This is a genomic window from Bordetella tumulicola, assembly GCF_965138755.1.
GTDB classification, from domain to species: domain Bacteria; phylum Pseudomonadota; class Gammaproteobacteria; order Burkholderiales; family Burkholderiaceae_B; genus Bordetella_A; species Bordetella_A tumulicola.
Map to the genome: position 1 here is coordinate 87,131 of NZ_CBCSFP010000002.1, position 20,363 is coordinate 107,493.

A 20,363-nucleotide genomic window follows, 5' to 3' on the forward strand; every position below is an offset into this window, starting at 1 on the left:
TGGATAATCCGCAGGCGCGTAGTGTCTTCAGACTACGCTGTGCGCGGTCCCGTCATGATCAAGGCCATGCCGGCCAGGCACAGGCCGACACCCGCCCAATCCGTCAGGGCGGGACGTACGCCATCCACCGCCCATAGCCACAGTAGCGCCGCGCTGACGTACACGCCGCCATAGGCGGCGTAGACGCGGCCTGACGCCGTGGGGTGCAAGGTCAATAACCAGACAAACAGCGCCAAGCTTAACGCCGCCGGCAGCAGCAGCCATGCGGAATAGCCCTGTTTGAGCCACAGATAGGGCAGATAACACCCGACGATCTCGGCCAATGCGGTCAGGGCGTACAACCCCAGCGTATGCAGCAGGGTCACGGCTTCTGTCTCAGTAGCAAGTGGCACTGCCGTTCCTGCTCTGTGATTTCGGACAGGGTGTCCTCGATGTCGCGGCGCTGTTGTTCCAATGCGGTACGGTGTTTGGTCAGCACGTCCAGGTACTGGCGCAATTGCATCGCGTTGTCGCTCGGGCTGTCATACATGTCGATCAGCGCGCGAATTTCCGAGAGTTGCAGCCCTAACCGCTTGCCCCTTAGCGCCAGTTTCAGGCGGGTACGGTCCCGCGGGCTGTACACACGGTTGCGGCCATCACGCGTTGGACTGACGATCCCCTGATCTTCATAGAAGCGGATCGTGCGTGGCGTGATGTCGAACTCGCGGGAGAGCTCGGAAATGGTCCAGGTCGGTGGCATGCGAGGTTTGGCAGTTTACGTAAACGTAAATTATGATGGTCTGGAACAATCGTCAAGCGTGCTCTTCATCATTCATCCTGTTCAACAGCCTAATCGAGATATTCCCTATGAATCCCAACGAGCATCAATTGCAGTATCCGTGGGGGGATGGACAACCTGAACCCGGTTTTGCCCAAGAGGTCGCCCCGGGCGTGAAATGGATCCGCATGCCGTTGCCCTTTGCGTTGGACCACATCAATTTGTGGCTGCTGCGCGATGAGATAGACGGCCGCCAGGGTTGGACTATTGTTGACTGTGGCATCAGTCGTGACGAGGTCCGCACGTTGTGGGATCAGGTTTTTACCAATGAGCTGGAAGGGCTGCCGGTGCTGAGGGTGATCGTGACGCATATGCATCCCGATCATGTTGGCCTGGCGCATTGGCTCTGCGAGCGCTGGAATGCGCCGCTGTGGATGAGCATGACCGACTACATGACCGCCGTGTTGTGGTCATCGCAAGCAACCGGGGGCGGGCCGAACGGGCAAGCGGGCGTCGATCATTTCTCGCGACATGGGTTGACCGACGTCGAGGCGCTGGAGCAGATCCGTGCTCGGGCAGGCTATTACCCCAATCTGGTGCCGTCCATGCCCAGCGAATACATCCGTGTGCTACATGGGGACCAAGTCGCCATCGGCGGCCATGATTGGCGTGTCATTGTGGGATACGGGCATGCGCCCGAGCATGTCTCGCTCTATAGCCCGGATCTGGCAGTTTTAATCTCGGGCGATATGGTGCTGCCGCGTATTTCGACCAACGTCAGTGTCTTCGCCTACGAGCCGGAGTCCGACCCCTTGTTCTTGTATCTGCGTTCGCTGGATGATTACGCCGACCTGCCAGCCGATACGTTGGTGCTGCCCTCGCACGGACGTCCGTTCAAGGGGTTGCACGAGCGCATTGCCCAGCAGCATCAACACCATGCCGATCGTCTGGCCGAGGTGCTGGAGGCTTGTGCGCAACCCCAATCGACGGCGGACATCGTGCCGGTGCTGTTCAAGCGCAAACTCGATCTGCACCAACTGACCTTCGCCATGGGCGAGGCATTGGCGCATTTGCATACTCTGTACTTTGAGGGCAAGCTGATCCGTCAGACGGGCGAAGACGGGATCATCAGATTCACTGCGCGTTGAGCTTAGCGGCTGGCTGTCGCCAAGCGGATGGCCAGCCCCAGAAACACGACTCCCGTTACGCGGTTCAACCAGCGGGTTGCCGTGGGCGAGCGTTGCAGCAATTGCCCAAAGGCGCCGGAAAAGAACGCGATCGTACTGAAAATCAATAGTGCGGCGACCATGAATATCACGCCCAATACGGCCGTTTGCAGGCCCACTGACCCGTATTCGGGCTTGGGTGACGTGAATTGCGGTAGAAAAGCAAAGAAAAACAACAGCACCTTGGGATTGGTCAGGCTCATGATGACGCCGCGCCGGTAGAGCGCGCCGGGCGCCATCGCGGTGGGACGTTCAGCGCCGACGGGGCTGCCGCGTGCCCGTAGTGCTTGCCAGGCCAGATAGGCCAAGTAGGCCGCGCCTGCCAGTTTCAGGATGGTAAAGGCGTACGTAGATGTCGCAAAAATTGCCGCCAGGCCAATCGCGACGGCCGCGGTATGCCCCAATACACCGGTGCACAGTCCAAGGACGACGCACATGCCGGCTGATCGTCCCCACAAGGCAGATTGCATCAAGACGAACAAATTGTCGGGCCCGGGTGTCAGGGCCAGCACAATCGCGATTCCGAAGAAAGCAAGCAGCGTATCAAAGGGCAGCATGATGCAGGGGCGGGCGGTGCGCGCCATCCGGTCAGAGCGGGTTTCAAGGGTACTGCGGCCTGTCGAACCGGGCAATCGGTTCGACGCGGTTTGCCATCAACGTCGCCCATCTGCGTGTCGGATATCATCCGCGAAGCACGCGACAAGTCGGCATAGATAAGGCGAATCTCCTAATATCGGGGTTCCGACTGTTTTTTGCCAAATTTTATCGTACCCCTATGGCCAAAGATCCCGTTCCGCATATCGACACCTTGTTGCAGCACACTGCCACGGCGCCCTTCAACTCGCAGACGGGCTCCGCCCCGGTGAATTTGCCGTCCATGCGAGCCAGTACGGTACGTTTTGAGAGCCTGGACGCGCTCGAAGCCACGCAGCGTCGCAAGGCAGCGGGTCAGCGTGCCGCGACCTATGGACGCATGGGCCTGGACACGCACGCGGCGCTGGAGCAGGTGTTCTGTGAGCTCGAAGGTGGCACGCATGCCTATCTGGCGTCTTCGGGCATGGCAGGCATCACCATGGTGATGTTGTCGCTGCTGTCTGCCGGCGATCACGCGCTGGTGGCCGATTGTGTGTATGGCCCGGTGTATGAGCTAGAGGCTGCCGTGCTCAAACGGCTGAACATCGAGATCACCTACTTCTCGGCCGATGATGATCTGGAATCTTTGGTACGACCCAACACCCGGATGCTGTACGTCGAGTCTCCGGGGTCGCTGCTATTTCAGATGCTGGATCTCCCGGCGCTGGCGCATTTTGCCCGGCGTCATGATTTAGTGTTGGCTTGCGACAATACCTGGGGATCGGGCTACATCTATCGTCCCCTGGCCCTGGGCGCCCAGGTCTCTGTGGTGGCCGGCACTAAGTACGTTGGCGGCCATTCCGACCTGATGTTGGGGGCCGTCGTGACCAATGATGCAGACCTGGCACAGCGTATCAATCGTGCGCAGTACGCCATGGGATATTCGATCAGTGCCGATGATGCCTGGCTGGCTCTGCGAGGTGTGCGTACTTTGCCCATCCGCATGACGCAGCACGCGCACAATGCGTTGCAGGTATGCGAGTTCCTGGCGGGGCGCCCCGAAGTGGCGCGCATCTATCATCCCGCCTGGCGGGACGATGCGGGCCATGCGCTGTGGCAACGGGATTGCACTGGCTCTAATGGCATGCTGGCCGTCGAGCTGCGCTTGTCGCCCGAGGCCTCCCGTCGCTTTGTTGACGCGTTGCGGCTATTCGGGATCGGGTTCTCGTGGGGCGGCTTTGAGAGCCTGGTGCAGTGGGTGACGCGCGGCGAACTCGCACGTCATAAATACTGGGCCGGTGGCGAGCACGCCCTGGTGCGGATGCACATCGGCCTGGAAAATCCCGCGGATCTGATCGCGGACCTGACGCAAGCACTAGATCACGCAGGCTAAGACATTCCGGGCCGCCCGAGAATCCCGCGGCGGCCCGGCGCAAGATTATTGATTGCGCGCCATCGGAATCAGTCGATCGACCTCTTTCAGTGCGCCTTCGTAGCTATTGCCGGCCAGACTGGGCGAAGTGATGAACTTGCCTCCCACGCTGAAAGTCGGGGTGCCGTCGATGTTGTAGGCCTGGGCCAATTGATCGGCGCGCTGCACCTGGGTTTTCACCGTAAACGAATCAAACATCGCATCGAACTCTTCGCGCTTGACGCCTTGTTCCGCGACCCAGTCGCTCATGGCTTTCTGGTCAAACAGGCGTTTTCGCTCGACGTGCATGGCGGTAAACACCTTGCCGTGCAGATCGGGCCGGTTCAGCGCCTGTAGTGTGTAGTACAACTGCTGCAGCGGCTTCATGCTGGCGTTAAAAGCAATCGGAACCTGTTTAAGCACGACGTCGGCCGGTGCCGTTTTTGCCCATTTTTCCACCATGGGTTCGATGGTGGCGCAGTGCGGGCAGGTATAGGCAAAGAACTCCAGGACCTCGATTTTGCCCGGGGTGTCCGACGGCAAGGGCGGATTGACCGCGATGTATTGCTGGCTGCCCTGGGCGTGGCTGACAGGGGCGAACAAGGTGGAGGCGGCCAATGCGGCGGCGGCGACGAGGCGGGTAAGCATGGAGAACTGCATTGGGCGTATTCCTGAGTAAAAGATTACGGTGACAGACAGGTTGTACCGGAGATAAGTTCCTGGGCCAAGCCGTGGGCTATCGCATGCATGGTAACAATAGCGATAACGCCGGGTTATTGTTGTCGGACCACGGCCGACTCGATTTTGTTCTCGCCGAGCTGGGTTCGAGCGCGGTTCATGTCGTCCAGCCGCGCGAACGGGCCGACCCGCACGCGGTTGATTTGCATGCCATTGACTTGGGCGCGCTGTATCGCCGCGGGCAGACCCAGCAGCAGGATGCGGGCTTTCAGGGCGTCGGCGTCCTCGACACTACGATAAGCACCGGCCTGCAAAAAGTATTTGCCATTCGCTGAGGCCGCAGCCTTTGGTGCGACAGGTGCGGGCGCGGGTGTACGTGCAGTGGCTGGCTCGCCACTGCTGACGCGTGGCAACGTGGCAATCAGGGCGCCGAGCTCGTCAGGGGACTTGTTATCGGCCGGCGCGCCCGGTACGGGGGGCGGGGCAGTTTGCGCCAAATTGGGCAGCGGCGCGGGAGTGGTTGCCGTTGGGCCGGTGGGAGGAGTGCCTGCCGCGCCGTCTCGCCCGTACAGACCCAAATTAGGATCAGGCGCTTGGCGCGGATCCGGTTCCGCTGTGCGCGCGGGGTCGCGGCCGGTCCGATCGACAAAGGGCACAGGCGCCTTGGTGACGTAGAACGCCACCACTGCCGCGATGACCAGGCCGATAAGCAGTCCGGTCAGTGCGCCGTACATCGTGCTGCCGCGTTGTTGGGGGGAGGTTGATTTGCGTTTAGTTGCCATGAAGCTGTTTACATTCGTTGCGGGGCCGAGACGCCCAGCAGCGCGAGGCCGTTGGCCAGCACCTGCCGCGTGGTGGCGGCGAGGCGCAGGCGGGCCAATTTGAGGGGTTCGTCGTCGACCAGAACACGTTCAGCGTTATACCAGGCGTGGAAGTCAGAGGCGCAATCGCGTAGCCAGAACGCGATATGGTGCGGTGATAATTCCTGAGCGGCCAGCGCCACAACTTGCGGGAACCCGGCCAAGCGTTGCATCAGCACGAACTCGGAGGGAGCGGTCAACAAAGCCGTATCTGCCTGTGCGATGCGGGCGTCGTCGGCCCCGGCGTTGACGATCATCGAGCAGATACGGGCGTGGGCATATTGGATGTAATACACCGGGTTTTCGTCGCTCTTGGACAACGCCAGGTCAACATCGAAGACGAATTCCGTATCGGCGCGGCGCTGGATCAGGAAGTAGCGCACCGCATCGCGGCCCACCCAGTCGATCAGATCGCGCAGGGTGACGTAGCTGCCGGCACGCTTGGATATCTTGACCTCTTCGCCGCCGCGCATGACCTTGACCATCTTGTGCAGGACATACGAGGGATAGTCTTTGGGGATGCCCTCTTCGAGGGCCTGCAGGCCGGCGCGCACGCGTGCCACGGTGCCGTGGTGATCGCTGCCTTGAATATTGACGGCCCGATGAAAGCCGCGTTCCCACTTGGCCTTGTGGTAAGCCACATCGGGCACAAAATACGTATAGCCGCCCTCGCTTTTGCGCATGACGCGGTCCTTATCGTCACCCGTACCCAACTCGGTGGTGCGCAACCATAGCGCGCCGCCGTCTTCGTAGGTGTGGCCCTTCGCGATCAGGGCCTGCACGGTTTGTTCCACGCGACCCGACGTGTACAGCGAGCTTTCGAGATAGTAGTTATCGAAAGCCAGGCCGAACGCTTGTAGATCCAGGTCTTGTTCTCGGCGCAAGTACGCGACGGCAAAGATGCGAATGTCGTCCAGATTGTCGATGTCGCCCGTCGCCGTGATGGTCTGGCCATCAGACTGCAGCGTTTTACCGGCGACGAAGTCTTGTGCGATATCGGCGATGTAGTCACCTTTGTAGCCGTCGGCGGGATAGTCCGCAGACTCCGGGCCGATGCCGCGCGCACGCGCTTGGACGCTGATCGCCAGATTCCGGATCTGGTTGCCAGCGTCGTTGTAGTAGAACTCGCGGGTGACATCCCAACCCGTGGCCGCATACAGGCGGCAGATTGCATCGCCCAGCGCGGCCTGGCGGGCATGGCCGACATGCAGGGGACCGGTCGGGTTGGCCGAAACGAATTCGACCAGCACTTTCTCGCCCTGGCCGGGAGTGCGTCCATAGGCTTCGCCTTGATCGGCCACGGCCTGGATAACGGCTTGCCGAGCGGAGGCTGTGATACGGAAATTGATGAACCCGGGGCCCGCGATCTCGGCGCTTTCGATCAGCGCTCGCGCGGAGGTTTCGGCCATCAGGGCGTCGACGATGCCCTGGGCCAATTCGCGTGGGTTGCGGCGAGCCGGTTTGGCCAGTTGCATCGCCACGTTGGTCGCGATATCACCGTGCGCGGCCACCTTGGGGCGCTCCAGTAGTACCTCGGCCTGAGCATCGGGTAGGCAGCGCGCGACAGCCGCGTGAATCAGCGAGATGAGTTGTTGTTGTTGCTCTGGGAGCATGAGAGAAATCAGCAGAAAGTGTTAAGTGCCAGTGACGAGAGGCCAGTCTGCATATGCCGGATACCCATTTCAGGAGGGTCAAATAGGCCTTGCAGGAGGCGATGTGCCGGTTGATGCACGCCCGCCCATCTTTTATTGTGGCAGTTACAGGAATACCCTAGATCATAGCGTGATTTGATGTGTTTTCCCCGTGTAACGGCAATGTGACGGTGGTTAGCCGGCCGCGGCGTTCTGAGGGACATGCTTTTGTCTCGCAACTTGCCATTGGCGCTGTCAGGCACATTGCGGTAGTGTATAGAATCGTCCTTTGTGGAAAGTCTCAATATGCTGATCAAATTTCACTCCAAAACTGTCGCCGAAGTGTTGATGCTGTCGGTCCATGCCGCCCAGTTGCTGCGCGCTGCGGGTAAATCGTTTAGCGACGACGTTCCCGAGCGCGGCGTATTCACGCCCGAGCAACTGCCTGCTGCCATTGCGGGTATCGAGGCGGCGATCAAGACCGAGGCCCATCACGGTCGCCCCGAAGAAGACGACAAATCAGACGACGACAAGCCGGTGGCACCGATGGCCCAGACGGTTGAGTTACATCAGCGGGCTTACCCGCTGGTGGACATGATGCGCCGCTCGTTAGAGGACGGCGTCGACGTCACTTGGGAAGCCACCAAGGGTTGGTAATGTCCGGAGACTCGATATGCGCAGCGATGTGACTGTCATTTTTGATGCCCGCCGCAGCGTCGACCTGTCCGTCGATGTGGCGCCGTCTCCTCAGGCGGCGAGCGATGCGCGCGACTGGTTCGAGGCGGCCTGGGACACTCTGGGCTGTGAACCCCTGCGGCCCAGTGGCAAGGTGCTCTTGCTGGACAAAATCATGGGCGTGGCGGACGCACTCGGCTATGAAACCCTGTCGTCCGATGCCAAGGAAAGCCAGGAGTTTGCCCAGCATGCCGCCCTGGCCCTGGACAAGGCGCGTATTATCGTTGATCTGCCGGGGCTATCCGTCGGGTATTGATATCGACCGACCCCGCCCGGGCGACCTGCCCATGCGACGTAGCATCGATCCGTGCAGACCCTAGCGTATCCCCGCGCGCATGAATGACTGCACGAATTGGCGTTGAAAGAGCAGGAAGCCAATCAGCAGCGGTGCGGCGGAAAGTAGCGTGGCCGCTGTGATCACCGACCAGTCGATGCCCTGGTCGGTGGACGAAAACACCTGCAAGCCTACTGTGAGCGGCCGTGACTCTACTGAGTTGGTAATGATCAGGGGCCACAAGAAGTTATTCCAATGGTGGCTGACCGAAACCAGTCCATAGGCGACGTAGATCGGCTTGGCGAGTGGCACGTAGACCTTCATCAGTATTTGCAGCGGGCCGGCGCCTTCGACGCGGGCGGCCTCTTCTAGTTCGCGTGGGACCGTTTTGAAGGTTTGCCGCAGCAAAAATATCCCGAACGCCGAGGCAAAATATGGCAGGCCTATCGCGAACACGGTGTCGCGCACACCCAGCAGGTTCATCGAGCGATAGTTTTCGACCAGCAGCACGTCGGGCATGATCATCAATTGCAATAGCACCAACATGAACAGCAGGTCGCGGCCGCGGAATTCAAAGCGTGCAAAGGCATAGCCCGCCAGCGTCGACAGGACTAATTGCGCGACCAACACCATGGTGACCAGCAAAAAAGTGTTGAGGAAGTAGCGCGGAAATGGCGCGGCATGCCAGGCCCGGCTGAAGTTCTCCAGGGTCAATGGCGCCAGCAGCTCGAAACGGGTGGCGTAGGCTGGCGGATGGAATGCCGCCCACAGGGCATAAGCCAGCGGCAGAATCCACAACAGGCCCAGCAGCCAGGCACCCAGAGTGTCGAGTTTTTGGGTCATTGATAGTGTGTCTTTCGATCAAGCCAGCGAAACTTCACTAGCGCGGTGATGGCTAGGATCACCAACAGCACGACGGTCAACGTAGCCGCATACGAGGTGTCCCAGAAACTAAAGCCCACTTGAAAGATGTAGTACAGCAATAAGGTGCTGGCGTTATCCGGTCCGCCACGCGTCATGACCACCACATGATCGACCAGGCGGAACGCATTGATCAACGCGTTGACCAGGACGAACAAGGTCGTAGGCATCAACAGTGGCCACAATATCCGGCGAAAGTACTGCCAGCGTGACGCGCCCTCAAGCAATGCGGCCTCGCGCAATGACGGCGATACCGTTTGCAACGCGGCCAGATAAAAAATCATGAAAAAGCCCGACTCTTTCCAGATGGTGACCAGCATCAGGGCCGGTAATGCAGTCTCGCGAGAGCCCAGCCAGTTGGGGCTGGAGACACCAAATATCTGCAGCACTTGCGCAATCAGGCCGTACTGCGGTGTGTAGAAAAACAGCCAGATATTGGCGACGGCGACCATCGGCAAGACGGTGGGCGTGAAGTACGCCATGCGCAGAAAGCCGCGGCCCGCCAGATTGCGGTTGACCCACAGGGCCATGATGAGCGCAATCGCGATAGAGGTCGGGATCGTGCCCAACGCAAACCACAGGTTGTTCCACAGCGCTTGCCAGAACACGGGGTCGTCAATCATCAGGGCATAGTTCTCGAGCCCCACGAAGCGTGCCGGCCGGCTGCCTCGCGGGGTAGAGAAAAAGCTGTGCCACAGTGTGGCCAGTGCGGGATAGTGCGTGAACGCGGCCAGCAACACCACTGCTGGCAACAACAGTAGCCAGGCATAGAGGGCTTGCATGGATCTGGTCATCGCACGATGCCCTGATTAACGATACGCGCGCAGGACGCGATCAGCCTCGCGCTGTGCATCGCTCAAGGCTTGCTGCGGCGTCTTCGAACCCGTCAGCATGGCCTGCAGCGCATCGTTCAGTGTTTTCGTCACGCGCTGGTTTTCGTGCGTCGAGAACTCGGCCACGCTGACCTCCAATTGGTCACGCGCTACCGTGGCGGCGGGGACTTCCTCGGCATACTTCTTCATCTTGTCGGTTTCCCAGGCAGCGGGGGTCACTGCCACGTAACCGGTCGCAATGCTCCAGTCCGCCGCGCGTTCCGGCGAGGTGGCCCATTGCGAGAACTTCAGTGCGGCGGCTTGTTGTTCAGGCGTGCCGCTTTTGAAGATGTAGAAATTGCCACCGCCCGTGGGGCTGCCACCGCGCTTGGCCTTGGGCATCATGGCTACGCCAAACGGGAAATCGGCGTTCTTGCGAATGTTGGTCAGGTTGCCTGTCGTCGTCCAGACCATGGCCGCTTTCTTTTCGAGAAAATCTTTGGGTGTGGTACCCCAGTCGATCGTGCCGCGCGGCATGATGCCATGTTTGGCCGAGAGATCATTCCAGAACTGCGCGGCTTCGATGACGCCGGGTTTGTCCAGATAGACTTCGTTGCCGGCTTCATTCATCAAGATTGCGTCATTGGGTGTGGTTAACGCCTGGAACAGCCAATAAGCAAACGCGCCGCCCGACGGAATCTCCAGGCCCCATTGAGAAACATTGCCCGAGGCGTCCTTCTTGGTGAGCTTCTTGCCGTATGTGACCAGTTCGTCCCAGGTGGCGGGTGCGCGTTCCGGATCCAGGCCTGCAGCTTTGAACAGATCTTTGTTGTAGTACATCACAATGGTCGAGCGCTGAAACGGCACGCCCCACACGTGGTCGCCCGTGCGGCTGTTTTGCATGAACGCGTCGTAAAAACCGCCCAGCCATTTTTTGTCCGCGTCGGATTTGGCCAGACTATCGATTGGCGTGATGGCGTCTTCATCGATCAGCGTGAACATGTCGGTCGACAGCAGCACGGCCAACTGGGGCGGCGTGCCGCCCTTGAGCGCCGTCAATGCCTTGGCGATCGAATCCTGATAAGTCCCGGCGTAGATGGGCTTGATGTCGATGTCGGGGTTGTCCTTTTCGAACGCGGCGACCATATCGTCCACGATCTTGGTAATCGGACCGCCCACGGCGACGGGGTAATAGAACTCGACTTCGACAGGTTTGGCCTGCGCGAAGGCGGGCAACGAAAAAAAGGCGCCAGCCAGGCTGGCTGCAAGGGCCTTGAGAGCGGTGCGTCGCATGATGGCTTTCCTAAATGGACAGAGAATCGGCGCTTGAGCGCCCAGAGGGGGAAATCACCGCCGCATCCGCGGCGAAAAAATGCTGATGTTCGGGTTGCCACGCCAGCTTTAATGCGTCGCCCGCGTTGGCGCGCAAATGTCCTGGCACGCGCACGGCGACGCCACTGCAGGTGCCGATGCGGCACACCACAATAGAATCCGCGCCAAAGTATTCGACGCTTTCGACGACGGCAGGCTGGCCGTTGTCGTCGATGTGTATATGTTCGGGACGGATACCTAGGCGCCTGGCCTCGGCTGGCGTCCCTGTCACCGGCAATCCCTGCGTACCGGCAATGCCGCGGTCGGTGCCGGGCGCTGCCAAATCGATCAGATTCATGGGCGGCGTACCGATAAAGCGCGCCGTGAATTCGGTCGCGGGATGCGCATAAAGCCCATCTGGCGTATCCCGTTGTTCGATTCGCCCGTTGCGCAGCAGCACGACTTGATCCGCCATGCTCATAGCCTCGGTCTGGTCGTGTGTGACATACACCATGGTGATGCCGAGCGATTGTTGCAAGGCGCGAATCTCGCGCCGCATGTCGTGACGCAACTGCGCATCCAGATTCGACAGCGGCTCATCCATCAGGCACACCGGTGCATCCGAAATCACCGCGCGGCCCAGGGCCACGCGTTGTTGCTGTCCACCCGAGAGTTGTGATGGCTTGCGATCCAGCAGCGCGGATAGCCCCAGCAGGTCCGACACGCGCTTGAGGCGTCGTGCATAGCCTGCTGCGGGTTCTTTGCGAACTTTCAGGCCGAATAGAATATTTTCTCGCACCGACAGATGCGGAAACAACGCATACGACTGAAACACCATCGAGATGCGGCGTTGCGATGGTGGCAGATGCGTGACATCGCGATCACCGATATGAATCTGGCCCGATGTTGGCGTATCCAACCCCGCGATCATGCGCAGGGTCGTTGATTTTCCGCAACCCGAGGGGCCAAGCAACACCGTGAAGCTGCCCGTGGGCGCGGTAAAGCTGACCCCTTCAATGGCAGCTGCATCGCCGTACTGTTTCGTCAGGTCTTTCAAGGTGAGCGTAGACATAATCAAGCGTGTGTGTCAGATGGCCGTAGCGCTACCGAACTGAAGTGCGAGAGTCTTATTCTGGACCACAATGAAAACCTTTTCATTTTGCAGCGCAAACATGACATGGCAGTGTCAATTCGGCCTGTCGCTACTCGTCGATCAAGACGCCGCCTTCTTCGTGAAATGGATAAGGGCCGGGATAGGCACCGATATACGCATGATGCGTGACAAGCACGTTATTACGCCATTCATGCAGATGAAAACCGGGGGGTTCCATGACAAATGCCGAGGGTCCGTCCGGCCGTAAATCCAGTGCTACCTGATGCGCGGGACTCGGGCATGTCGAGGCGATAGCGCCGCCAAAGCGTTGAAAAATGGTGCGGTGCAAGTGACCGCACAAGATGCGTTCCACGTTGGGATGCGCAGCGACAATTTTCTCCAGTTCGGGAGCGCCCGATAGCAAGCCGATGTCGTCCATGTGGGCAATGCCCGTGATAAACGGCGGATGATGCATGAAGATTGCGGTCGGACGCCCGGGTTGCTCCGCTAGCCGTTGACGCAGCCAGCCGAGTCGCTTTTCGCATAATTCGCCGTGGCTTTGCGTCGGAACAACTGTATCCAGCATCAACAGGCGCAAAGGATGCTCTTCTATTGCGTATTGAACAAAGCCGTCCGCACCCTGTAGATACGAATGTTCGGGAAACGTCGCCACCAGTGCGTCGCGGGCGTCGTGATTGCCTGGCATGAGCAAGTACGGCATGCGCAGACTCTCGAGCATGCGCTTCAGATGGGCATACTCCTTGGGGCGACCAAAATCCGTCAAGTCGCCGCTAATGACAACCAGGGCGGGGGCCGGATCCAGGCGATTCAACGTTTCGATGGCGGGGGGCAGATACTGATCCGTTTCGACGACGCGATAAGCCTTTTGGCCCGGCATGCGGATATGCAAGTCTGTGATTTGTGCGATGAGCATGATGAGACGTTGAGATAAGGATCACAAATGAGGGGCTGCGTTCGACGCAGGTGCAGCGATGGGTCGTGTCAGCGCCACGCTGACCGTGTCCCCCGTCGCGTGGATACTGTGCGAGGGCGCCACTACCGGAAAGCGCTGACCATCATCCAGTTCGATCTCATAACGGACCGAACTTCCGAGAAAAAAGCGCGCGCACACACGGGCGGGCAATGCGTTTGCGCGCGGCGCTTCGAGTCGTGCCTCGTGGGGACGGAACGCGAGCGCCTCATCTCCCGACACCAGGACGCCGTCATGCAATCTGGCGCGAACGCGACATAACGTACCCAGAAACTCCGCGACAAAATCGCTGGCCGGCTCGCGATACAACGATTCGGCCGACCCGACTTGCTCCAGCTTTCCCGCCGACATGATCGCAATGCGATCCCCCAGCACCATGGCTTCCTCCTGATCGTGGGTGACGATCACGGTGGTGATGTGTAATTCGCGCAGCATCTGCGCCAGCTCGACACGCAGATGTTCGCGCAATTTGGCGTCCAGCGCGGTCAGCGGTTCGTCAAGCAGCAGCACACGCGGCTTGATTGCCAGTGCACGGGCCAGCGCGACGCGTTGGCGTTGGCCCCCGGATAATTGATCAATACGCCTATCAGCATAAGCCTCCAGGCGCATCAGTTCCAGCAACTCGCGGGCACGCCGTGCACGCTCGCTCGCACTGACATTGCGCACGCGCAAGCCATAGGCGATATTTTCGGCGACCGACATATTGGGGAACAGCGCATAGCTTTGGAAGACGACACCGACCTTGCGGGCCTCGGGCGACAGTGATGAGACTTCCTCATTGCCAAAGCGAATCGACGCACCGGCGTCGGCGTCCTCGAGACCACAGATCAGGCGCAGCAGGGTCGTCTTGCCGCAGCCTGACGGGCCTAGCAATGCCACGGTTTCACCGCCTTGTACGTGTAGATCAATGGAGTGCAGGGCACGTGTTCCATTAGGCCACGTCTTGGCGCAGTCCTTGAGGGTAATGGCAACAGGGTCAGTCATGATGACGAGGTCCCGAGTGACGGAGGTTGCGTTGAGCGCTCGCCCCGGACGGCCAGCCATTGCAGGCCAACCAATAGCGGGATCAGCATCAACAGAAAGACCAGGGTGTAGGCCGACGCGACTTCCAGGCGCATCGAGGCGTAGCTATCGGCCAGGCCGACGGGCAGCGTCTTGGTCAATGGGGTGTGCAGCAGCCAGGTCAAATTGAACTCGCCAATGGAAAGCGTCAGGACAGTCAGGGCGCCGGTGACAATGCCTGGCGCCGCATTGGGTACGACGATGTGCATAAAGCGCTGCATGCGCGTGGCGCCTAGCGTGGCGGCGGCCTCATCTAGCGTGGCCAGGTTGGCGCCTTGCATACTGGCGCGCGCCGCGCGCACCATAAAGGGCAAGGTGAACAGCACGTGGCCGATAACGATGAACCAGATACTGCTTCGTATGCCCCCGACGGTGCCCCACGACACAATCAGCGCCAGTGCCGAGGCCAGGCCGGGGACCGCTACAGGTAAGGTCAACAGTTCTTCGAGCGCGCGTGCGAGGCGACCCTGATGCAGGGTAAGTACCCACGCGGCGGGTACACCTGTCAGCGTGCAGATGACCAGTGTCAGCAGGGCCACCGTGAACGAACGCCAGATGGTATCGGAATAGAGCGACCAGACCTGCTCCACCCAACGCAGGGTCAGCCCACTGGACAGGCCCACAAAGTAGTTCTTGGTCAGGCCGGCCAGGATCGATAGTACGACCGGCCCGATCAAAAATGCGGCAACGGCTAGCGTCACGGTCAGTCCCAGGCGGGTCTCTGTTTTGGAAGCATTCATCATTTGCCTCGCTACGCCGCGGCGCCGGCACGTGTGCCCGCCAGACTATGCGCGACATACAGCACCGCCCAGGTCGCCAGCCCCAGCACGATCGACAGCGCCGCAGCGACCGGGATGTTGGCATAGTTGGTGAACTCGTTATAAATCGTGATGGGCAACACATCGATTTGTGTGGCCAGCGTGAATGCCGTGCCAAAGGCGCCCATGCTCGTGGCAAAACTCATCGCGCCGGCGCCGATCAGGGCCGGCGTCAACGCAGGCAGTTCGATATCCATAAAGCGCCGCCATGGGCTCGCGCCCAGGGTGCAGGCGGCTTCGAGCAGGCTCTGGTCGATCTGCTCTGCCGCGGCCGTCAGCACCCCCACGCAACGCGGCAGCGAAAAATACAGATATCCCAGAAACAGCCCGGCCATACCGTATGCAAACACCATCGTGTCACCGGTCAGCCACTTGGTCAGGGCACCGATCACGCCTTGGCGCCCCGCCAGCAAGATGATCAGAAAACCGACGACGACGCCCGGAAACGCCAACGGAAACATCAGCATCGAGATCAGCAGGCGCCGCCCGGTAAAGTGCCTGTGACGTGCTAGAAAACGCCCCACAGGCAGTGATACCAGCAGCGTGACCAGGGTAGCGGCCAACGCCAGGGCAACCGTATTGAACAAACTGATCCAATACTGCGGTCCCGTCAGCACGGTCAGATAGGCGGATTGCCCGTCACGACTTTCCCCGCCAATCAATGCCAGCCCTGCCATCGGCAGTAGCCAAAACGCCAGGAACAGCGTGGCAGCGGGCGCAGCGAACCACATCCATCCGCGGTGCCGCATTTCAGCGTACCCTTTTGACGGCGATCATATGCCCGAAGGGGAACATCAGTTCACCTCTTTCGCATACCGTTGCGAGAATTCGCGTTGGCCCGCCGACATCTTGACGTAGTCCACGGTGCCTACGCGGGCATATTCCGATTCTGGCAGGAACTTCTTTTGTGCCTCGGCGGACATGGCCTCAGGCCGTACCGGGCGCAGAAAAGCGTTCGCCCAGATCGACTGGCCTTCATCCGACAACGTGAAATCCAGCACTTTTTTACCGTTCTCCGCATGCGGCGCCTTAGCGACCAGGCTCATGACATAAGGCACGGCAATGGTGCCTTCCGCTGGGATAACGAACTCGACGTTGCTGCCGTCCTTGTATTTGGCGCGATAGGCATTGAAATCGTAGTCGATCAGGATCGGGATTTCGCCAGAGAGCACGCGCGCATAAGCGGTTTGCTTGGGCACAATCGGGCGATTGTTTTGCATGTCCTTGAACCACTTGAGGGCCGGGCCAAAGTCGGTGAGCGACCCACCCATGGCGCGATTGATCGCGACAGCGCCTACATAGCCGACAAAAGCCGAGGCCGGATCCAGATATCCCACCATGCCCTTGTATTCCGGCTTTAGCAGATCCGCCCAGGAGCGTGGCACGGGTTTGCCTTCCAGGGCGTCGACGTTGACCATCAGGCCGAGCGCACCAGAGTGAATGGCAAACCATTTGCCATTGGGATCTTTCATGCCATCGGGGATCTGGTCCCAATGCTTCGGCTTGTAGTCTTGTACGAGACCGTCTTGCGCTGCCTGGATGCCGAACGTGACGCCGTAATACACGACGTCCGCCACGGGATTGCCTTTCTCGGCGGCAATCGAGGCCAGCGACTGGCCTGAGTTTTTATTATCGGCGGGGACGTTAATGCCGGTGGCTTTCTTGATGGCCTTCAGCTGTGTGCCCCAGTCTGCCCATTCCGGCGGGCAGTTGTAGCAGATGGCGTTTTGGGCTTGTGCCGAAGCACCGGTCAGGGCGAGCGTTAGCGCGGCAGCGCGTAACGCATGGTGGATAAACGATGTCATGAGCGGCGTTTCCTTGTCGGGGGAAGGGAAAGAGCAGTGGCGGTACCGCCACCCGAGATACGATGGGGCAAGCGCACGGACGAGGGTTTGTTGCCATCCAGGCTGGCCAGCAATAACGCGCAGGCGGTGGCGCCGATCTCGCGGTTGGGCTGAGCCACAGTTGTCAACGGTGGAAGCATGAGCGCGCCAATACTGGCGCCGTCGAAGCCACATACCGTGACGTTATCGGGCACGCGAATAGATAAGGCGGCCAGTTGGGCGATCACCGATGCGGCGAGCAGATCGTTGGAGCAAAACAGCGCGGTCGGGGCATCGCGTCCCGACAGCATGGCACGCAGCATCGAGGCACTGGATTCGGTATGGGCCGGCATGACCCAGTGTGGGATCTCGGGCAGGCCCAATGATTTGGCACAGGCTTGCGCACCCTGGAGTCGGCGCCGGGCGCGATCCGACGCGGTCAACGGGCCGCTGACAAAGGCGATACGACGGTGTCCCAAGCCGTTCAGGTGCGTGACCATATCGCGGGCGGCCGCCCTATTATCGACGGAGACAAACGGGTGTGATGTGGTTTCGTTGTAGGCCAGGATATGGGGCATGTTTGCCGCGTCCAGAGCCTTGAGGGTGGCGTTGCGAGAGGGATTGCCGACCGTCAGGATCAAGCCATCAATCTGGTGGTCGATCAATGCCTGTACGCATTCCGACTCGACCGAGGGGTCGTAGCTTGTGATGCCCATCATGACGCTATAGCCCGCAGTTCGCGCGTATTGTTCGGCCCCCTCGAAGCAATCCGCAAAAACGGGATTGGCCAGCGTGGGTAACAAGAGACCGATCGTTCGCGTGCGCCCGGCACGCAAGCTGCGACCGACACGATTGGGGCGAAATCCGATGCGTTGCGCGACGGCGTCAATACGCGCGCGCGTTTCAGGCCGCAGCAGCTCGGGTTGATTGAACGCGCGCGAGACGGTCGCGGGCGATACGCTGGCTTGGCGGGCGATCTCCAGAATCGACGGGCGGCGCGAGTTTTTTGCAGTCACGGCAAGCTCAACAATGAAAACGATTTCATTCTAGGGGTAATGCATGACAGCCACATTGCAGGGATACGGTACCGTGAGACCTTCACCCTGCCAAGGAAAACCGCTGTTGCGGTGCCGCAATACGGGTCATCATGACGACATGTTGCGGACGTATTTATCGTCGTCCGAGTGCGAAAAAAAAGCTCGCCGGATAAGGCGAGCTTTTTGATTTACCGGAGGTGCGGATCACGCAACCTGGGCAGTTTCGTTTTCGGTTTGTTCGGCAGCACTGCTGGCCAGGTGCCGGTTGACGGCGCCAAGCACGGCACGGAACGACGCGGTGACGATATCGCGGTCGATGCCCACGCCAAAGCCCGTTGCGGATTCCCCGACGCGCAGCTCGACATAGCTGGCCGCGCGGGTATCGGTGCCGGTACCGATAGCGTGCTCGTGATAGTCCATGATGCGCACGGGGACATTCAGCGCATTGACAAAGGCCGAGATGGCGCCGTCGCCCGAGCCCGTGACAATGCGGCGCTCACCGTTGTAGTCGAGCTCGACCTGGATGTTGAATTGCTTGCCTTCGCCGGCACTCGGATCGCCGTCGATGCGGTGGCGCACCAGCGTCCAGGGCGTGTGTTGTTCCAGATACTCGCGATTGAAGATCGTGTGCACGTCGTCGGCCGTGACCTCGCGGCCGGTTTCATCCGTGACACGCTGAATGGCGCGGCTGAATTCGATTTGCAGGCGGCGCGGCAACACCAGGCCGTGTTCTTGTTCGAGCAAGTACGACACTCCGCCCTTGCCGGACTGGCTGTTGACGCGGATGACGGCGTCGTAGCTGCGGCCCAAGTCGGCCGGGTCGATCGGCAGATAAGGAACTTCCCAGACGGCGTCGGCCTTTTGTTGTGCAAAGCCTTTTTTGATGGCGTCTTGATGCGAGCCCGAAAAAGCCGTGAAAACCAAGTCACCCGCATACGGATGGCGCGGATGCACGGGCAATTGATTGCAGTACTCGGCGCAGCGGCGCACTTCGTCGATATCGGAAAAATTCAGACCAGGGTGCACGCCCTGCGTATACAGGTTCAGGGCAAGCGTGACCAAGTCAACGTTACCCGTACGTTCGCCGCTACCGAACAGGCAGCCTTCGATACGGTCGGCGCCGGCCATGACGGCGAATTCGGCCGCCGCGACGGCAGTGCCGCGATCATTATGCGGGTGCACGCTCACGATGATACTGTCGCGGCGCGCCAGGTTCTTGTGCATCCACTCGATCTGGTCGGCGTACAGATTGGGCGTCGTCGCCTCGATGGTGGCCGGCAGGTTCAGCACCATCTTGTTATCTGGCGTTGCGTCCCAGACTTCGGCCACGGCGTTGGAGACGTCCAGCGCGAATTCCGGCTCGGTCGTGCTGAAGACCTCGGGCGAGTATTCATAGCGCCATTGCGTTTCCGGATGCTGGGCCATGTAGTGCATGATCCATTGCGTGCCGGTGACGGCGATCTGCTTGACCTCGTCTTTGCTCATGTTGAAGACGATCTTGCGAAAGGCTGGCGCGCAGGCGTTGTACAAGTGCACCATGGCCTGTTTGGCGCCCGCAGCCGACTCGACGGTCCGGCTGATCAGATCTTCGCGTGATTGCGTCAAGACGATGATGGTGACATCGTCCGGAATCCGCTTTTCGTCGACCAGTTTGCGCACAAAGTCGAAATCCGTCTGCGAGGCAGCGGGAAAGCCAACTTCGATTTCCTTGAAGCCGATCTTGACCAGTTGCTCAAAGAAACGCAGCTTGCGTTCGATGCTCATGGGTTCGATCAGGGATTGGTTGCCGTCTCGCAAATCGGTGCTCATCCAGATGGGTGGCTGCGTAATGCGGCGGCTGGGCCAGGTGCGTTCAGAAAAATCACGCGCGAACGGGGCAAACGGTACGTATTTGGTAGCGGGGTTGGCAAGCATCATTACACCTTCAGCGAAGATCCCGATGGTGGCGGGAGAAGTATTCCGGTCTTGGTCTTTCCGGCATGCCCTGTTCGGCAGGCTAATCAGGGGTCTGATCCTGAGGCCGTCAATTGACCGTGAATGGGTCGACTGGAATCAAGCGATGAACAGGGGGGAAAACGTGTGGCGTACGAGGCTGCCGAGCTACCACAGGCGCGAGGCCCGGCAACCGATCGGTAGGTATAGCGATAGCGCGAGGAGAGAGGTGCGAGCGCACAGGCCGGCGCCCGGTACGCTGGAGCGTCCGGAAGCAATCGCGAGGGAGATTCGGATATCGGCCATATGTTGCTAGTCGAACATATTTTTCGGCAAAGTGCAACCGCAGGAGGGAGTCGCCCGGAAAAAGCCGTAGGGAGTTGCGCAGAAAAATCGCCTCCGGTTNNNNCNNGTGAAC

Annotated in this window: 21 protein-coding genes; 4 read left to right on the plus strand and 17 right to left on the minus strand. The window is 60.0% G+C overall.

Going from position 1 to position 20,363, the window contains the following annotated elements:
- Positions 1 to 32: 32 nt before the first annotated feature.
- On the minus strand, positions 33 to 365 hold the full coding sequence (locus ACNAZS_RS06015) for a YnfA family protein (RefSeq protein ID WP_415788827.1): 333 nt from the start codon (positions 363 to 365) through the stop codon (positions 33 to 35).
- Positions 362 to 739 carry a MerR family transcriptional regulator gene (locus ACNAZS_RS06020; RefSeq protein ID WP_415787236.1) on the minus strand — a complete coding sequence of 126 codons (378 nt, stop codon included), beginning with the start codon at positions 737 to 739 and terminating at the stop codon, positions 362 to 364. Before ACNAZS_RS06020 ends, ACNAZS_RS06015 begins: the two co-directional genes overlap by 4 nt.
- A 107-nt stretch (positions 740 to 846) precedes the next feature.
- Between ACNAZS_RS06020 and ACNAZS_RS06025 the strand changes: the two genes are divergently transcribed.
- A complete protein-coding gene (locus ACNAZS_RS06025; protein ID WP_415787238.1) occupies positions 847 to 1,905 on the plus strand; it encodes an MBL fold metallo-hydrolase in 1,059 nt (352 codons plus the stop codon).
- Between the two features lie 2 nt (positions 1,906 to 1,907).
- Here the strand turns inward: ACNAZS_RS06025 and ACNAZS_RS06030 are convergent, their stop codons facing one another.
- Entirely contained in the window at positions 1,908 to 2,540 is a 633-nt protein-coding gene (locus ACNAZS_RS06030; protein WP_415788829.1) for a LysE family translocator, read from the minus strand.
- A 218-nt stretch (positions 2,541 to 2,758) separates the two neighbouring features.
- Here ACNAZS_RS06030 and metC point away from each other — a divergent pair, with 218 nt between their 5' ends.
- Positions 2,759 to 3,949 carry a cystathionine beta-lyase gene (metC, locus tag ACNAZS_RS06035; protein WP_415787240.1) on the plus strand — a complete coding sequence of 397 codons (1,191 nt, stop codon included), beginning with the start codon at positions 2,759 to 2,761 and terminating at the stop codon, positions 3,947 to 3,949.
- Between the two features lie 45 nt (positions 3,950 to 3,994).
- Here the strand turns inward: metC and ACNAZS_RS06040 are convergent, their stop codons facing one another.
- The 3 genes from ACNAZS_RS06040 to argS all read right to left on the minus strand — a co-directional run bounded on the left by ACNAZS_RS06040 (position 3,995) and on the right by argS (position 7,118).
- Positions 3,995 to 4,627: a thiol:disulfide interchange protein DsbA/DsbL gene (locus ACNAZS_RS06040; protein ID WP_415787242.1), complete on the minus strand. Its 633-nt coding sequence runs from the start codon at positions 4,625 to 4,627 to the stop codon at positions 3,995 to 3,997.
- Positions 4,628 to 4,740: 113 nt separating this feature from the next.
- Entirely contained in the window at positions 4,741 to 5,427 is a 687-nt protein-coding gene (locus tag ACNAZS_RS06045; protein WP_415787244.1) for an SPOR domain-containing protein, read from the minus strand.
- A gap of 8 nt (positions 5,428 to 5,435) precedes the next feature.
- Positions 5,436 to 7,118 carry an arginine--tRNA ligase gene (gene argS / locus ACNAZS_RS06050; RefSeq protein WP_415787246.1) on the minus strand — a complete coding sequence of 561 codons (1,683 nt, stop codon included), beginning with the start codon at positions 7,116 to 7,118 and terminating at the stop codon, positions 5,436 to 5,438.
- A 324-nt stretch (positions 7,119 to 7,442) separates the two neighbouring features.
- Between argS and ACNAZS_RS06055 the strand changes: the two genes are divergently transcribed.
- Both ACNAZS_RS06055 and ACNAZS_RS06060 read left to right on the plus strand, forming a co-directional pair.
- Entirely contained in the window at positions 7,443 to 7,793 is a 351-nt protein-coding gene (locus ACNAZS_RS06055; protein WP_415787248.1) for a DUF1840 domain-containing protein, read from the plus strand.
- A 16-nt stretch (positions 7,794 to 7,809) separates the two neighbouring features.
- The gene (locus ACNAZS_RS06060; RefSeq protein ID WP_415787250.1) at positions 7,810 to 8,127 is read left to right on the plus strand and encodes a hypothetical protein; all 318 of its coding nucleotides are present in this window, start codon (positions 7,810 to 7,812) and stop codon (positions 8,125 to 8,127) included.
- Positions 8,128 to 8,187: 60 nt separating this feature from the next.
- Here the strand turns inward: ACNAZS_RS06060 and ACNAZS_RS06065 are convergent, their stop codons facing one another.
- From ACNAZS_RS06065 to leuA, 11 genes are all read right to left on the minus strand, one after another.
- A complete protein-coding gene (locus ACNAZS_RS06065; protein WP_415787252.1) occupies positions 8,188 to 8,988 on the minus strand; it encodes a carbohydrate ABC transporter permease in 801 nt (266 codons plus the stop codon).
- Positions 8,985 to 9,860: a carbohydrate ABC transporter permease gene (locus tag ACNAZS_RS06070; protein WP_415787254.1), complete on the minus strand. Its 876-nt coding sequence runs from the start codon at positions 9,858 to 9,860 to the stop codon at positions 8,985 to 8,987. Before ACNAZS_RS06070 ends, ACNAZS_RS06065 begins: the two co-directional genes overlap by 4 nt.
- A gap of 15 nt (positions 9,861 to 9,875) precedes the next feature.
- A complete protein-coding gene (locus ACNAZS_RS06075; RefSeq protein WP_415787256.1) occupies positions 9,876 to 11,171 on the minus strand; it encodes an ABC transporter substrate-binding protein in 1,296 nt (431 codons plus the stop codon).
- 10 nt (positions 11,172 to 11,181) lie between these two features.
- Positions 11,182 to 12,261 carry an ABC transporter ATP-binding protein gene (locus ACNAZS_RS06080; RefSeq protein ID WP_415787258.1) on the minus strand — a complete coding sequence of 360 codons (1,080 nt, stop codon included), beginning with the start codon at positions 12,259 to 12,261 and terminating at the stop codon, positions 11,182 to 11,184.
- A 130-nt stretch (positions 12,262 to 12,391) separates the two neighbouring features.
- Entirely contained in the window at positions 12,392 to 13,216 is an 825-nt protein-coding gene (locus ACNAZS_RS06085; protein WP_415787260.1) for a phosphodiesterase, read from the minus strand.
- 21 nt (positions 13,217 to 13,237) lie between these two features.
- Entirely contained in the window at positions 13,238 to 14,257 is a 1,020-nt protein-coding gene (locus tag ACNAZS_RS06090) for an ABC transporter ATP-binding protein (RefSeq protein WP_415787262.1), read from the minus strand.
- Positions 14,254 to 15,075, minus strand: a complete 822-nt coding sequence (locus ACNAZS_RS06095; RefSeq protein WP_415788831.1) for an ABC transporter permease — start codon at positions 15,073 to 15,075, stop codon at positions 14,254 to 14,256. The genes ACNAZS_RS06090 and ACNAZS_RS06095 overlap by 4 nt, the downstream gene beginning before the upstream one ends.
- An 11-nt stretch (positions 15,076 to 15,086) precedes the next feature.
- On the minus strand, positions 15,087 to 15,902 hold the full coding sequence (locus ACNAZS_RS06100) for an ABC transporter permease (protein WP_415787264.1): 816 nt from the start codon (positions 15,900 to 15,902) through the stop codon (positions 15,087 to 15,089).
- A 45-nt stretch (positions 15,903 to 15,947) separates the two neighbouring features.
- A complete protein-coding gene (locus ACNAZS_RS06105; protein WP_415787266.1) occupies positions 15,948 to 16,958 on the minus strand; it encodes an ABC transporter substrate-binding protein in 1,011 nt (336 codons plus the stop codon).
- The gene (locus tag ACNAZS_RS06110; protein WP_415787268.1) at positions 16,955 to 17,992 is read right to left on the minus strand and encodes a LacI family DNA-binding transcriptional regulator; all 1,038 of its coding nucleotides are present in this window, start codon (positions 17,990 to 17,992) and stop codon (positions 16,955 to 16,957) included. Before ACNAZS_RS06110 ends, ACNAZS_RS06105 begins: the two co-directional genes overlap by 4 nt.
- A gap of 225 nt (positions 17,993 to 18,217) precedes the next feature.
- Positions 18,218 to 19,930, minus strand: coding sequence for a 2-isopropylmalate synthase (leuA, locus tag ACNAZS_RS06115; protein ID WP_415787270.1), 1,713 nt, complete (start codon positions 19,928 to 19,930; stop codon positions 18,218 to 18,220).
- Positions 19,931 to 20,363 lie beyond the last annotated feature (433 nt).

Excerpts from the sequence above, each read along its gene's own strand:
- ACNAZS_RS06055 (WP_415787248.1), top strand. The coding sequence starts at position 7,443 with ATGCTGATCAAATTTCACTCCAAAACTGTCGCCGAAGTGTTGATGCTG.
- leuA (WP_415787270.1), bottom strand. The coding sequence starts at position 19,930 with ATGATGCTTGCCAACCCCGCTACCAAATACGTACCGTTTGCCCCGTTC.
- metC (WP_415787240.1), top strand. The coding sequence starts at position 2,759 with ATGGCCAAAGATCCCGTTCCGCATATCGACACCTTGTTGCAGCACACT.
- ACNAZS_RS06100 (WP_415787264.1), bottom strand. The coding sequence starts at position 15,902 with ATGCGGCACCGCGGATGGATGTGGTTCGCTGCGCCCGCTGCCACGCTG.
- ACNAZS_RS06095 (WP_415788831.1), bottom strand. The coding sequence starts at position 15,075 with ATGAATGCTTCCAAAACAGAGACCCGCCTGGGACTGACCGTGACGCTA.
- ACNAZS_RS06065 (WP_415787252.1), bottom strand. The coding sequence starts at position 8,988 with ATGACCCAAAAACTCGACACTCTGGGTGCCTGGCTGCTGGGCCTGTTG.
- ACNAZS_RS06060 (WP_415787250.1), top strand. The coding sequence starts at position 7,810 with ATGCGCAGCGATGTGACTGTCATTTTTGATGCCCGCCGCAGCGTCGAC.
- ACNAZS_RS06075 (WP_415787256.1), bottom strand. The coding sequence starts at position 11,171 with ATGCGACGCACCGCTCTCAAGGCCCTTGCAGCCAGCCTGGCTGGCGCC.
- ACNAZS_RS06025 (WP_415787238.1), top strand. The coding sequence starts at position 847 with ATGAATCCCAACGAGCATCAATTGCAGTATCCGTGGGGGGATGGACAA.
- ACNAZS_RS06080 (WP_415787258.1), bottom strand. The coding sequence starts at position 12,261 with ATGTCTACGCTCACCTTGAAAGACCTGACGAAACAGTACGGCGATGCA.
- ACNAZS_RS06070 (WP_415787254.1), bottom strand. The coding sequence starts at position 9,860 with ATGACCAGATCCATGCAAGCCCTCTATGCCTGGCTACTGTTGTTGCCA.
- argS (WP_415787246.1), bottom strand. The coding sequence starts at position 7,118 with ATGCTCCCAGAGCAACAACAACAACTCATCTCGCTGATTCACGCGGCT.
- ACNAZS_RS06085 (WP_415787260.1), bottom strand. The coding sequence starts at position 13,216 with ATGCTCATCGCACAAATCACAGACTTGCATATCCGCATGCCGGGCCAA.
- ACNAZS_RS06040 (WP_415787242.1), bottom strand. The coding sequence starts at position 4,627 with ATGCAGTTCTCCATGCTTACCCGCCTCGTCGCCGCCGCCGCATTGGCC.
- ACNAZS_RS06045 (WP_415787244.1), bottom strand. The coding sequence starts at position 5,427 with ATGGCAACTAAACGCAAATCAACCTCCCCCCAACAACGCGGCAGCACG.
- ACNAZS_RS06020 (WP_415787236.1), bottom strand. The coding sequence starts at position 739 with ATGCCACCGACCTGGACCATTTCCGAGCTCTCCCGCGAGTTCGACATC.
- ACNAZS_RS06105 (WP_415787266.1), bottom strand. The coding sequence starts at position 16,958 with ATGACATCGTTTATCCACCATGCGTTACGCGCTGCCGCGCTAACGCTC.
- ACNAZS_RS06030 (WP_415788829.1), bottom strand. The coding sequence starts at position 2,540 with ATGCTGCCCTTTGATACGCTGCTTGCTTTCTTCGGAATCGCGATTGTG.
- ACNAZS_RS06090 (WP_415787262.1), bottom strand. The coding sequence starts at position 14,257 with ATGACTGACCCTGTTGCCATTACCCTCAAGGACTGCGCCAAGACGTGG.